The organism is Staphylococcus caeli, assembly GCF_900097965.1.
GTDB lineage: Bacteria > Bacillota > Bacilli > Staphylococcales > Staphylococcaceae > Staphylococcus > Staphylococcus caeli.
Genome location: NZ_FMPG01000001.1, coordinates 31,254 through 45,782, shown reverse-complemented (window position 1 = coordinate 45,782; position 14,529 = coordinate 31,254). Strand labels below are relative to the sequence as shown.

Sequence of the window (14,529 nt, the reverse complement as noted above, 5' to 3'; positions counted from 1 at the left end):
GATTAATTTTATGGAAAATATTAGAATAATCGTCGCATCAGACTCAGTAGGCGAAACAGCTGAGCTTGTGGCAAGAGCATGTATCTCACAGTTCAACCCAAATGAATGTGACAGTGAAATTAGTAGATATCCCTACATAGAAGCGCTTGAAAATGTTGATGAGGTTATTTCAGTTGCAAAGGATACTGATGCTATTGTCGTATATACATTAGTAAAACCTGAAATCAGAAAATACATGGAAGCTAAGTTAACAGAATTCAAAATAAAATCCGTTGACATTATGGGTCCATTAATGAATATTCTATTAGATAAAATTGATGAACAACCATATTTTGAACCAGGATTAGTACATCAATTAGATGAAGCTTATTTCAAAAAAATTGACGCTATAGAATTTGCTGTAAAATACGACGATGGCAAAGATCCAAAAGGACTATCTAAAGCAGATATCGTATTGTTAGGTATTTCTAGAACATCCAAAACTCCTTTATCTCAGTATCTTGCTCATAAGAGCTATAAAGTGATGAACATTCCAATTGTTCCAGAAGTAACACCTCCGGATGATTTGTTTAATATAGACCCGTCAAAATGCATTGCTTTAAAAATAAGTGAAGATAAACTTAATAAAATACGTAAGGAACGCTTGAAACAATTAGGGCTAGGTGATAGTGCAAGATATGCAACTGAACAACGTATTGCCGAAGAATTGAACTATTTCCATGAATTAGTAGATAAAATAAAATGTCCAGTTATTGATGTTTCCGACAAAGCAATCGAAGAGACTGCAAACGACATTATTAGCCTTATTGAGCAAAATAGTTTTAAAAATTAATAAAAGCAACTATAATAATATGACTAATGTTTAATAGGTGATAATTTTGAGGATTGAACAAGCTACAATAAATGAAATAAAGGATAAAACAGATATACTCGATTTGGTAAGTGAGTATGTGAAGTTGGAAAAAAGGGGACGCAATTATATTGGTTTGTGTCCTTTTCATGATGAAAAAACACCGTCTTTTACTGTTTCTGAAGATAAGCAAATTTGTCATTGCTTTGGTTGTAAAAAAGGTGGAAATGTTTTTCAGTTTACACAAGAAATTAAAGATATATCCTTTACTGAAGCAGTTAAGGAACTTGGAGAACGTGTAAATATTCAAGTAGATACAGGTTACAGCGATAATAGCCAAGAAAAGGGGACGCAAGTAGCTTCTGAAGATTTACAAATGATAGAAATGCATGAATTGATGCAAGAATATTATCACTATGCTTTGAAAAAAACAGTTGAAGGTGAAGACGCGTTAAATTATTTAAAAGATCGTGGATTTACTGATGATTTAATTGACGCAAGAAAGATAGGTTATGCACCTAATAATGCGCATTTTTGTCATGATTTTTTACAGAAAAAAGGGTATGATATCCAATTAGCGTATGAAGCTGGATTATTGTCGCGTAACGAGGAAAACTTTAGTTATTATGATCGTTTTAGAGATCGTGTAATGTTTCCGTTAATGAATGCTCAAGGTAGAACAGTCGGATATTCTGGAAGAACATACAAGAATCAAGAGCCGAAATATTTGAACAGTCCTGAAACACCCATATTTCAAAAACGTAGATTACTATATAATGTTAATCATGCAAGAAAAGCGATTAGAAAAAATGATGAGATTATCTTACTAGAGGGTTTCATGGATGTTATCAAAGCAGATCATGCGGGTCTGAAACAAGTCGTAGCAAGTATGGGCACACAAATTTCAAATGAACATATTGCTTTTATGAAAAAATTAACTTCTAATGTAACACTGATGTTTGATGGTGACTTTGCTGGTACTGAAGCTACATTGAAATCTGGCCAAGCACTTTTACAACAGGGTTTTAATGTATTTGTAGTACAACTTCCAAAAGACATGGACCCAGATGAATATATTGGAAAACATGGTGCCGAAGCTTTTAACTATTTTGTAGAACATGAAAAAAAATCATTTATTATATACAAAGTACATACCCACCAAGATGAGATAGAAAATAATGATTTAGCATACGAACGTTACTTGAATGAAATTACAAATGATATATCCTATATGAAATCATCAATTTTACGTAAAAAGATATTGCAAGAAGTATCGGAATTGTTTAAAGTTAGCATGGATAGTCTAAATAATGAAGTAGGACAACAACAAGACTTTTATCAAACGCAAAATTATCAAACGCCATCTGTGCCTCAGTTTAACCATTTGAGTAAAAAAGAAAAAGCGGAACGCGCATTATTAAAACATTTTATGAATGATAAAGACGTATTCTTAAATTATCACAAATTACTTCAACCAGAAGACTTTACAAATCAATATTTTAAGCGTATATTTAATGTTTTACACGAGTTTTACTCTGAAAATGATATGTTTTTAATTAGCGATGTGTTACAGTACATTGATTCCAATGAGATTAAAGAAGCATTTATATCATTAGATAACTATATGATAAATGAAGAACCTTATGAATATGAGATGGATGACTATATTAACACGGTAATTGCTAATAGAAATGAAGAAACGATTGAATCACTTAATCACAAGTTGCGCGAAGCATCTAGACTAGGTGATCTAGAACTGCAAAAATATTATTTAGAAAAAATTGTAAATCACAATAAAAATAGAATGAATTGAAGTTTAAAATTTAACTGTATAGTTATAGGATTGCTAAAATGTATAAATGTAAATATTTTGAGTAGATTTCACTAATTTTATCTATAAAATATTTTGATATCAAGTTGATATTATATTCGGGAGGCCTTTTCATGTCTGGAAATAAAGTTAAAGTTAAAAAACAAACTATTGACCCATCTCTAACTTTAGAAGATGTAAAAAAACAATTAATTGAAAAAGGTAAAAAAGAAGGACACCTTAGTCACGAAGAAATTGCAGAAAAACTGCAAAACTTCGAAATGGATTCTGATCAAATGGATGAGCTATTCGACCAATTAACTGATAACGATATTAGTTTAGTTAATGAAAAAGATAGTTCAGATAAAGATTCGAAACTAAACCTAAATGATTTAAGTGCTCCTCCAGGCGTAAAAATTAATGACCCAGTCCGTATGTATTTAAAAGAAATCGGACGCGTAAACTTATTGAATGCTCAAGAAGAGATAGAATTAGCGAAAAGAATTGAACAAGGTGATGAAGTTGCTAAATCACGTTTAGCAGAGGCCAACCTACGTTTGGTTGTAAGTATCGCGAAAAGATATGTAGGTCGTGGTATGCTATTTCTTGATCTTATTCAAGAGGGAAATATGGGCTTGATTAAGGCAGTTGAAAAATTTGACTTTAATAAAGGGTTTAAATTTTCCACATATGCTACGTGGTGGATTCGTCAAGCAATAACACGTGCGATAGCTGACCAAGCACGTACAATTCGTATTCCAGTACACATGGTTGAGACGATTAATAAATTAATACGTGTTCAACGACAATTATTACAAGATTTAGGTCGTGATCCTGCTCCAGAAGAAATTGGTGAAGAAATGGATTTACCACCTGAAAAAGTAAGAGAAATTTTAAAAATTGCTCAAGAACCCGTATCTTTAGAAACGCCTATTGGTGAGGAAGATGATAGTCATTTAGGTGATTTCATTGAAGACCAAGAGGCTCAAAGTCCTTCAGATCATGCTGCTTATGAATTACTAAAAGAGCAGTTAGAAGATGTTTTAGATACATTAACTGATCGTGAAGAAAATGTTTTACGCTTACGTTTTGGCTTAGATGATGGTCGTACACGTACACTTGAAGAAGTCGGTAAAGTGTTTGGTGTAACAAGAGAACGTATTCGTCAAATCGAAGCGAAAGCCTTAAGAAAGTTAAGACACCCAAGCAGAAGCAAACGATTAAAAGACTTTATGGATTAATCTTAGAGAATGAAAAAGGATTTATATCAATTATAGTTGCTTTTCTTTCTCGGCAAAGTAGTTTAAACCGGAAATATGCGAATATACATATTTTCAATTTAAGCTACTTTTGTCAATAAAACGTTCGAGGCTGAGACAAGTAATGATGTCCCAGCCTTTTTACATATTTAAAAAGGAGCGCATACATGATTCCATTAAAACAAAGGTTAAAAAAAGTAAGCACTTATATCAAAGGCGATTGTCTAGCAGATATTGGTTCCGATCATGCATATTTACCTATCTATTCTATAGAACACGGTTTAACGCAAACTGCTATTGCCGGTGAAGTTATAAAAGGACCCTATGAAGCATCATTAAGAAATGTGAAAGCATATCAATTAAATGATAAAATACAAGTGAGATTGGGTGATGGGTTATCAGTCATACAATCTGATGATAATATTTCAAGTATATCGATATGCGGCATGGGTGGACCACTGATTGCTAAAATATTAGAAGCAGGTGCTTCAAAATTAGAAAACAAACCAAGACTCATACTTCAAAGTAACATCCAATCAAGTGCAATCAGAAGACAGCTAATTAAACTAAATTATTCAATTGTTGAAGAAGAAATTCTAGAAGAAAAAGGACATATATATGAAATTATAGTTGCAGATTTTGATAAAAATACTGCTACAATGTCTGAACAAGAAATTAAATTTGGACCTAAATTACTTCAAGAAAAAACTGAATTATTTTTTAAAAAATGGAAGCATGAGCGCGAAGCTTTGGATAAAATTAAACAAAATTTAAATTCAGATACACACAAAGAACGATTAGCAGAAATTAATAATGAACTTCTATTAATAGATGAGGTGATGTAAATGAAAATTAAACAATTAATTGAAATGGTTGATAAACATGCCCCGTTAAATACCGCAGAATCATGGGATAACGTTGGATTATTAGTTGGAAATGAAACTTCTAACATTACAGGTATAGTGACTGCCTTGGATTGTACAAATGAAGTCGTTGAAGATGCACTTAATAAAAATTGCAATACAATTATTTGTCATCATCCACTTATCTTTAAAGGTGTAAAACAAATTATTGAACAAGAAGGCTATGGTGCAATATTACGAAAATTGATTAAAAATGACATGAATCTCATTGCTTTGCATACAAATTTAGACGTGTACCCAAAAGGTGTAAATGCTATGCTGGCTGATAAATTGGAATTGAAACATCAATCCATTTTAAATCCAGAAATAACAACATATTATAAAGTGCAAGTATTTATACCCCAAGAAAACCTAACTGATTTTAAAGATAAATTAAGTGAAGCAGGCTTAGCACAAGAAGGGGATTACCAATACTGTTTCTTTGAAAGTGTGGGACAAGGTCAATTTAAACCTGTTGAAGGTGCTAATCCACATATTGGGGAATTAAATCATATTGCTTACGTTGATGAGTGTAAACTTGAATTTATGATTAATAACAATCAGAAGCATCTAGCTCAACAATTAATTGAAAAATACCATCCTTACGAAACGCCTGTATTTGATTTCATAGCACTTGAAAAAGAAGCTGATTATGGCTTAGGTATGATTGGTCGATTAGAAACACCATTAAGTGTCGATGATTTTGTTAAACATGTTAAAACAAAACTAGCAATGCCAAGTGTTCGATTTAGCGGAAACATCTCTGACCAAATAGAAACTGTTGCAATTATCGGTGGCTCTGGTATCGGTTTTGAATATGATGCTCGTCGAAAAGGTGCGGATATCTTTGTAACAGGTGATATTAAACATCATGATGCATTGGACGCAAAAATTGCAGGTATTAATTTATTAGACATTAATCATTATAGTGAATATGTCATGCGTGAAGGTTTAGCCTCCCTTTTAAGTAATTGGTTAGAAAACAGTGAAATAGAATTTAATATTTATGCATCACAAATAAATACAGACCCATTTGAATATTTATAGAAATTAACTCGAATTTACTATTTGTAGGTTCGAGTTATTACACGTAATTAAAACTTTCAAATAAAAAATTTAGTTCAAAATTATAAGACAATGCTTTATAATAGATAAGATGAAGATTTAAGGAGGCCAAGACATGGCAAATCACCCATTTGAAAAATTTAATTTAGAACCAAGTCTAATTGAAGCTATAAAAGATTTGAATTTCGACCAACCAACTGAAATTCAAACACGTGTTATACCTAAAATTATAAAACAAGTAAATTTAATAGGACAGTCACAAACAGGCACGGGCAAGTCACATGCATTTTTATTACCGTTATTAAATTTAATTGATATTGACTTTAAAGAACCGCAAGCAATTGTTGTAGCACCGACACGCGAACTCGCACAACAATTATTCGATGTTGCAACACACTTAACACGTTTTAAAGAAGGCGTTTCTGTGAAACTGTTTATTGGTGGAACAGATATAGAGAAAGACCGTAACCGTGCTAAAAATCAACCACAACTCATCATAGGTACACCAACACGAATTAATGATTTGGCTAAATATGGGGATTTACATGTACATTTAGCTTCTTATTTGGTAATTGATGAAGCTGATTTAATGATTGATTTAGGTTTAATCGATGAAGTAGATCATGTAGCAACAAGATTAGATGAAAATGCTCATATAGCAGTATTTAGTGCGACAATCCCTAAATCTTTACACCCATTTTTAAATAAGTATTTAGAAAATCCAGAGTTTGTGGAAATTGAAAATACTGAAAAAAACAAGAAAAATATAGAATTCTATTTGATACCTACAAAAGGTGAGGCAAAAATAGAAAAAACATTAAAATTAATAGATATATTAAACCCATATCTATGCATTATATTCTGTAATAGTAGAGATAGTGCAGATGAATTGGCAAAACAATTAAATGCTGCTGGGTTAAAATTGGGAATGATTCACGGTGGGCTAACACCAAGAGAACGTAAACAGCAAATGAAACGAATTAGAAATTTAGAATTTCAATTTGTTATTGCCAGTGATTTAGCTTCTCGTGGTATTGATATTGATGGAGTTAGTCATGTAATTAATTTTGACGTACCTAATGATATCGACTTCTTTACGCATCGTGTTGGACGTACAGGCCGCGGTCAATATAAGGGTGTTGCTATTACGCTATATAGTCCTGATGAAGAGCATAATATTGCTTTAATTGAACAACGTGGTTATAAGTTTGAAAATGTTGATATTAAAGATGATGAATTAAAACCAATTAAAGCACATAATATGCGTCAATCACGTAAAAATAAAGATGATCATTTAACAAATCAATTGAAATATAAAGTGAAAACAAACAAGAAGAAAGTTAAACCAGGTTATAAAAAGAAATTTAAACGTGATTTAGATGACTTAAAACGTAAAGAACGTAAACAATTTAGTAAACAAAAAAGTAGGCAAGAAAGAAAAAATAGAAAAGGATAGGTGGGAAATATGTTACTAGGGTCACATGTATCAATGAACGGTAAAAAAATGTTAGAAGGTTCCGCAGAAGAAGCAGCGAAATTCGGTGAATCTACATTTATGATTTATACTGGTGCGCCTCAAAACACGCGAAGAAAACCTATCGAAGAATTAAACATCGAGCAAGGACATAAAGTAATGGAAGCGAATGGACTTTCTAACATCGTGGTACATGCACCATACATTATTAATATAGCAAATACAGTAAAACCACATGTATTTGAATTAGGTGTCGAATTCTTACAAAGTGAAATAGAACGTACCCAAGCACTCGGCGCACAAGATATTGTATTACATCCAGGTTCACATGTTGGTGAAGGAACAGATGCAGGCATACAAAAGATAATAGAGGGTTTAAATGAAGTCCTTACTAATGATAATAATGTTAGAATCGCATTAGAGACTATGGCTGGTAAAGGTTCAGAAATCGGTAGGAATTTTGAAGAAATTGCTCGTATCATTGATGGCGTCAATCATAATGAACGTTTGTCTGTTTGTTTTGATACGTGTCATACACATGATGCAGGCTATAATGTCAAAGAAGATTTCGACGGTGTATTAAATGAATTTGATAAAATTGTTGGCGTTGATCGTATTAAAGTTGTACATGTAAATGACAGTAAAAATGATATCGGTGCACACAAAGATAGACATGAAAATATTGGCTTTGGCTATATTGGATTCGATGCATTAAATTACATCGTACATCATGATACTTTTAAAAATGTACCAAAAATATTAGAAACACCATATGTAGGTGAAGATAAGAAGAATAAAAAACCTCCATATAAATTAGAAATTGAAATGCTAAAAGCACAACAATTTGATGCAGATTTGAAAACTAAAATCTTAAATCAATAGTATTAAACTCAAGTTAAAAGTAACTTTGATTCAGGTTAAGACATTATACCGTGTCTTAGCCTGATTTTTTATTTAAGTCGTAAACATTACTATTTACAATGAGCTATGCACGTTGTATAGTAAAGAACGAGGTGAAAATATGTCTACGCCAGTATTCGAATTAAAAAATATAGATTATTATTTTGATAATAAACAAGTACTTGAAAATATAAATATAAAAATTAATAGAGGAGAATTTGTAGCAATTGTCGGTCCAAATGGCGCTGGAAAATCGACTTTATTAAAAATTATCTTAGGTTTATTGCCCATTCAAAAAGGTCAAATGTTTGTTGATGGCATTGATTATAATGGCAAGCAATCGTTATTAAAAATTAGCTATGTTTCACAAAAAGCTCAAGCATTCAAAGCTGGATTCCCTGCAAGCGTTAAAGAAGTAGTTATTAGTGGTCTTACAAAACGTAAAAGATTATTTCAATGGTTTAACAAAAATGATGAGCAACAAGTTGTTTCAGTTTTAAAACGTTTAAATATTGAACATCTGATAGATAAAAATATCGCTGAATTATCAGGTGGTCAACAACAAAGAGTCTTAATTGCTCGTGCATTAATCAGTAATCCATCTGTACTCATACTAGATGAACCAACAAATGGTATCGATGCCAAGCATGTTAGTGAATTCTATGAAACATTAGAGACGCTTAAAAATGATGGTGTAACGATTATTCTAGTTACGCATGATATTGGTGTTGTTGCAGACACGGCTACAGAAGTCGCTTGTTTAAATAAGCATCTTCACTTCCATGGAACAACAGAAGATTTTAAATCACTTGATGAGGTCGAAATTTCCAAAATTTACGGACATCCTATACAATTCGTTGATCATCAACATAGTAGGGAGTGCTGTTCATCATGATAGAAGCCTTATTAAATTTTGACTTTATGCGCTATTCGATGTTAAGTGGTATCCTAATTGGTTTTATTGCTCCACTTATTGGTGCATTCATCGTAGTTCGACGTTTGTCTTTAATTGCCGATGCATTAAGTCATGTAACACTTGGTGGCATATCATTTGGTATGTTCGTCATAACGATTATTCCGGCATTTGCCTTTATTAATCCAATGTGGTTTGGTATTTTATTTGCAATCATTGGTGCACTGCTTATTGAATATTTAAGAACGTCTTATAACAACTATCAAGAAATTGCGATTCCTATTATTATGAGTGCTGGGATTGCACTAAGTGCGATATTCATTTCTCTTGCAGATGGTTTTAACCAAGAAATCGTTGGTTTGTTATTTGGTTCGATTAGTGCAGTTACATTAAGCGATTTAATGACAATCATCGCAATAGTTGTGATTGTACTTGCGTTTATATTGTCATTTTACAAAGAATTGTTTATATTATCGTTTGATGATGAATATAGTAAAGTAATTGGCATCCCCAAATGGATACAACTACTCTTTATTATCATTGTTGCAATGGTTATTTCTGCATCTATGCGCGTAGTAGGTATTTTATTAGTAAGTGCATTAATTACTTTACCTGTCGCAATTTCGATGAGAATAACGAAAGGATTTAAACAATTAATCATTTTAAGTGTCATTATAGGAGAAATATCAGTTGTAGGAGGACTAATTTTAGCGTTTTACATGAATATTTCTCCAGGTGGAGTAATTGTAGTATTACTTGTATTGATATTAGCAATAACGATGTTATTTCAAAGATTTAAAACTCGTGCGTTAAAAGGAGCGGCTAAAAATGAAAACGGAAGAAGCAATTAATATAATAAAAGAGCATGGTCATAAATACACAAATAAAAGACGAGATATGATAGACTTTTTCGTATCTGAAGATAAATATATAAATGCAAAAATGATTCAACAAAAAATGGATAAGAACTATCCTGGTATTTCATTCGACACAATATATAGAAATTTGCATTTATTTAAAGAACTTGGCATTGTTGAAGGTACAGAACTAGACGGGGAAATGAAATTTAGAATTGCATGTACTGATCATCATCACCATCATTTTATTTGTGAAGCATGTGGCGATACAAAAGTTATTGATTTTTGTCCGATTGAGCAAATTAAATCATTTTTACCGAATGTGGATATACATACACATAAGCTAGAAGTTTATGGTGTTTGTGAATCATGTAAAAACGCATAAATTTTTATATAGCTAGAAATTAATCATTTTACACACGTATACCAATTAATGATCTGCTTCAGATGTCATTTTTAAACATAGGCCATTAGTATGAATTAAGCCATTTTATCAAATTTGTGGCTTAATAATGTTTAAATCAGTGCATTTTGAGATATACTAATAAAGTAATTAAAGATGACATAGACAATTTTATGACTTTACAATTAATAACTAAGCATATTAATTGTTGTCATAATTATTACTTGTTATCCTTAACTTAAAGATTAATTAGGAGGATGATTATTTATGGCTTTTGAATTACCAAATTTACCTTATGGTTTTGATGCATTGGAACCACACATTGACAAACAAACAATGGAAATTCACCATGACAAACACCATAACACTTATGTAACTAAATTAAATGCAGCAGTTGAAGGTACTGATTTAGAATCTAAATCTATCGAAGAAATTGTAGCTAACTTAGACAGTGTTCCAGAAAACATTCAAACAGCTGTTCGAAATAATGGCGGTGGACATTTAAACCACTCATTATTCTGGGAATTATTATCTCCAAACTCAGAAGAAAAAGGTACTGTTGTTGATAAAATTAAAGAACAATGGGGCTCTTTAGATGCATTTAAAGAAGAATTTGCAGATAAAGCTGCAGCTCGTTTCGGTTCTGGTTGGGCATGGTTAGTAGTTAATAACGGTAACTTAGAAATCGTTACTACACCAAACCAAGATAACCCATTAACAGAAGGTAAAACACCTATCTTAGGTTTAGATGTTTGGGAACATGCTTATTATCTTAAATACCAAAACAAACGTCCAGATTACATCAGTGCATTTTGGAACGTTGTTAATTGGGAAAAAGTTGACGAATTATACAACGCTGCAAAATAATTGCAGAGATATACATGACGGCCTATACAAAGGTCGTCATTTTTTTAGTTAAAATAATAGAAATATTGGCTGATTTCATATATCATTTAGAGTGAGAACTTTTGAATAGAGGTAGGTTGTTTTGTTAAAAAGATTAAAAGAAAAATCAAATGATGAAAAAATCAGAAATACAATGAATAAGAGGATAAGTTTTATTTTTGGTATCATCGTCTTTATTTTCGCAATCATAGTTTTAAGGTTAGGATACTTACAAATTGCTCAAGGTTCTCACTATAAACAAATGATTAAGAATAGTGAAAATTTAACGGTGAATGAAGCTGTCCCAAGAGGCCGTATTTTAGATCGTAATGGGAAAGTGTTAGTTGATAACGCATCTAAAAAAGCAATTACATATGCACGTGGTAGAAAAACAACACCTTCTGAAGTGTTGGATATTGCAAAAGATTTATCTAAGCTTATAAAAATGGATACAAAAAAAATTACAGAGCGTGATAAACAAGATTATTGGATACAACTTCATCCTAATCAAGCAAAAGAATTAATGAAAAAAGAACAAACACTTTTAGATGATGGTAGTATAAGTCAAGAGGATTACGATGAGACACTCTATAAGAAAATAGGTAAAAAACAAATTGATACATTAAATTCAAAAGATTTGCAAATACTAGCTATATACCGCGAAATGATGTCTGGATCTTCATTAGATCCCCAAACCATAAAAAATGAAGATGTGACTGACGAAGAATATGCTGCAGTTTCCCAAAAACTTAAAGAACTACCTGGCGTAAATACAACAATGGATTGGGACAGAAAATACCCTTATGGCGATACATTGAGGGGTATCTTTGGAGACGTTTCGACAACAGAAGAAGGTATTCCAAAAGAGTTGACTGAGAAGTATTTAGCAAAAGGATATTCAAGAAATGATCGTGTTGGTAAATCATATTTAGAATATCAGTACGACGACATTCTAAAAGGTAAGAAAAAAGAAATGAAATATACAACTGACAAATCGGGTGATGTCATCGATTCTAAGGTAATTAGCCATGGTTCTCGTGGTGATGACTTAGTCTTAAGCATCGATGTAGATTTACAGAAGAAAACAGAAGAGTATCTAGAAAAACAAATTTCAAAATTACGTAGTGAAGGTGCAAAAGACATGGATAATGCACTCATGGTTGTTCAAAACCCTAACAATGGTGATATTTTAGCCATGGCAGGTAAACAAATTGATAAAAATGGTAATTTGACTGACTATGATATTGGAACATTCACAGCACAATTTGCTGTGGGATCCTCTGTAAAAGGCGGTACGTTATTAGCTGGATATCAAAACAATGCTATAAAAGTTGGAGAAGAAATGATAGATCAGCCACTGAAATTCGCTGGCGGGCTAACTAAGCGCTCTTATTTCAACCAAGATGGTAAAGTAAGAATTAATGATAAAGAGGCGCTAATGCACTCATCAAACGTATATATGTTTAAAACTGCATTAAAGTTAGCAGGTTCACCTTACACTCCAAATATGTCATTACCTACGGATATATCTGACGCAGGACAGAAATTACGTAAAGGACTAAATCAAGTTGGTCTCGGTGTGAAAACAGGTATTGATTTACCGAACGAAACGAATGGTCAAATTGAGCCATTAACAGATAATCCGGGTAACTATTTAGATTTATCTATTGGTCAGTATGACACCTACACGCCAATGCAATTATCTCAATATGTCTCAACCATTGGTAACAACGGATATAGAGTTCAACCACACGTAGGTTTAGAAGTAAGGAAAGCGACAAATAAAGATACTTTAGGTCCAGTTAAAGAAAAATTCAAAGGAAATGTCTTAAATAAAGTAAATAATACACCACAACAAATAAGTGAAGTACAAGAAGGCTTTAAAATGGCATTTAATGAAAAAGATGGTACTGGTTATCAGAGCTTTAGAAATACCGAAGTTCCATCAGCTGGTAAAACAGGTACTGCCGAAGTATTCCAAGATGGCAAACCTAGAGTAAACTCAACATATATTGGTTATGCACCAATTAAGAATCCTAAATTGGCATTTTCAATCGTTTATACCAATCAACCTGTACCTGAACCGTGGTTAAATGGTGGGGATTTAGGACGAGACGTCATTAATTATTACTTCAAGGAAAAATCTAAAGACTAATATTGTGTCGATTACAACGATAAACAATACTGTTATAATCGACTTTAGTAAAAATAATACTTTTCAATTTTATAACTAAATGGTATGATTAGTAGGTCGTATTTTGAAAAGGTAAGGAGGAATTAGCATGCGCGTAAACGTAACTCTAGCTTGTACAGAATGTGGAGAAAGAAACTACATTACTACAAAAAATAAACGTACTAATCCTGAACGTATAGAAATGAAAAAGCACTGTGCACGTGATAATAAACACACATTGCACCGTGAAACAAAATAATTAACTTTTAAGAGAAGACTACAAAAACTTAATGTTTTAAGATTAAGTAGTATCTACTCTATTATAGAGGCTGAGACACAATTATGTCTAGCCTCTATTTTTATGCAAAAAGTTAACATTAAATGGTTTGTAAATATATATAACATCGATCAAATTTCAAATACAGTTAAATGACATTATAATTTTTTAACGTTATAATAATGTAAGTATGCTTTACGGGAAGGTGTTCTTATGACTAAAAAAACATTGCGACAAGAGAAACTAGAAAAGATGAAATTATTTTCACAACTATCTGATAAAAAATTAGCTGATGGTTTTTTAGCAAAACTATTCTTCAATACAGAAGAATATCAAGTAGCAACTAGAATTGGAATTGTCTTGTCCATGGCACATGAAGTTGATACATATTCTATAATTCAGCATATGCTTTCAGATGGAAAACAAGTATTTGTACCAGAAACTAATTATCAAACCCGAATAATGACATTTAAGCGTTTGACACATCTTGACAATATAGGTCCAGATGAAAAAGGTATCAATCATGTTATTCAAAATTCTGAAATTTCTAGTGCTTTAGATTTATTAGTTGTACCAGGAGTCGTTTTTAATCAAAGTGGATACAGAATAGGATATGGCGGCGGATACTTTGATAAGTTTTTAAGCCATAATCAGCAAATGACCATTAGTCTACTATATGATTTTCAGTTAAATGAATTTAATCCTGAAATGCATGATCAACCCGTAGAAAAATTAATTATAGCTACAACACGTTAATGGAG

General features: G+C 31.9%; 14 protein-coding genes. All 14 read left to right on the top strand.

Going from position 1 to position 14,529, the window contains the following annotated elements:
• Positions 1-10 precede the first annotated feature (10 nt).
• The 14 genes from BJS11_RS00255 to BJS11_RS00190 all read left to right on the top strand — a co-directional run bounded on the left by BJS11_RS00255 (position 11) and on the right by BJS11_RS00190 (position 14,524).
• Positions 11-832, top strand: coding sequence for a pyruvate, water dikinase regulatory protein (locus BJS11_RS00255; RefSeq protein WP_069995970.1), 822 nt, complete (start codon positions 11-13; stop codon positions 830-832).
• Positions 833-878: 46 nt separating this feature from the next.
• On the top strand, positions 879-2,663 hold the full coding sequence (gene dnaG, locus BJS11_RS00250; protein WP_069995971.1) for a DNA primase: 1,785 nt from the start codon (positions 879-881) through the stop codon (positions 2,661-2,663).
• A gap of 131 nt (positions 2,664-2,794) precedes the next feature.
• Positions 2,795-3,901, top strand: a complete 1,107-nt coding sequence (rpoD, locus tag BJS11_RS00245; RefSeq protein ID WP_069995972.1) for an RNA polymerase sigma factor RpoD — start codon at positions 2,795-2,797, stop codon at positions 3,899-3,901.
• A 185-nt stretch (positions 3,902-4,086) separates the two neighbouring features.
• The gene (locus tag BJS11_RS00240; RefSeq protein ID WP_069995973.1) at positions 4,087-4,764 is read left to right on the top strand and encodes a tRNA (adenine(22)-N(1))-methyltransferase; all 678 of its coding nucleotides are present in this window, start codon (positions 4,087-4,089) and stop codon (positions 4,762-4,764) included.
• The gene (locus BJS11_RS00235; protein WP_069995974.1) at positions 4,765-5,868 is read left to right on the top strand and encodes a Nif3-like dinuclear metal center hexameric protein; all 1,104 of its coding nucleotides are present in this window, start codon (positions 4,765-4,767) and stop codon (positions 5,866-5,868) included.
• Between the two features lie 133 nt (positions 5,869-6,001).
• Entirely contained in the window at positions 6,002-7,342 is a 1,341-nt protein-coding gene (locus BJS11_RS00230; RefSeq protein ID WP_069995975.1) for a DEAD/DEAH box helicase, read from the top strand.
• 9 nt (positions 7,343-7,351) lie between these two features.
• Complete coding sequence (locus BJS11_RS00225; protein ID WP_069995976.1) at positions 7,352-8,242, top strand: deoxyribonuclease IV; 891 nt, start codon at positions 7,352-7,354, stop codon at positions 8,240-8,242.
• A 139-nt stretch (positions 8,243-8,381) separates the two neighbouring features.
• Positions 8,382-9,155, top strand: coding sequence for a metal ABC transporter ATP-binding protein (locus tag BJS11_RS00220; protein ID WP_069996019.1), 774 nt, complete (start codon positions 8,382-8,384; stop codon positions 9,153-9,155).
• Positions 9,152-10,024 (top strand): metal ABC transporter permease, encoded by an 873-nt coding sequence (locus BJS11_RS00215; protein WP_069995977.1) that lies wholly within the window; start codon positions 9,152-9,154, stop codon positions 10,022-10,024. The genes BJS11_RS00220 and BJS11_RS00215 overlap by 4 nt, the downstream gene beginning before the upstream one ends.
• Entirely contained in the window at positions 10,002-10,415 is a 414-nt protein-coding gene (locus BJS11_RS00210; RefSeq protein ID WP_069995978.1) for a Fur family transcriptional regulator, read from the top strand. Before BJS11_RS00215 ends, BJS11_RS00210 begins: the two co-directional genes overlap by 23 nt.
• A 285-nt stretch (positions 10,416-10,700) precedes the next feature.
• Entirely contained in the window at positions 10,701-11,300 is a 600-nt protein-coding gene (locus BJS11_RS00205; protein ID WP_069995979.1) for a superoxide dismutase, read from the top strand.
• 121 nt (positions 11,301-11,421) lie between these two features.
• The gene (locus BJS11_RS00200; RefSeq protein WP_069995980.1) at positions 11,422-13,473 is read left to right on the top strand and encodes a peptidoglycan D,D-transpeptidase FtsI family protein; all 2,052 of its coding nucleotides are present in this window, start codon (positions 11,422-11,424) and stop codon (positions 13,471-13,473) included.
• 127 nt (positions 13,474-13,600) lie between these two features.
• The gene (gene rpmG, locus BJS11_RS00195) at positions 13,601-13,750 is read left to right on the top strand and encodes a 50S ribosomal protein L33 (protein WP_019469354.1); all 150 of its coding nucleotides are present in this window, start codon (positions 13,601-13,603) and stop codon (positions 13,748-13,750) included.
• Between the two features lie 231 nt (positions 13,751-13,981).
• Positions 13,982-14,524 carry a 5-formyltetrahydrofolate cyclo-ligase gene (locus tag BJS11_RS00190; RefSeq protein ID WP_069995981.1) on the top strand — a complete coding sequence of 181 codons (543 nt, stop codon included), beginning with the start codon at positions 13,982-13,984 and terminating at the stop codon, positions 14,522-14,524.
• Positions 14,525-14,529: the final 5 nt, after the last annotated feature.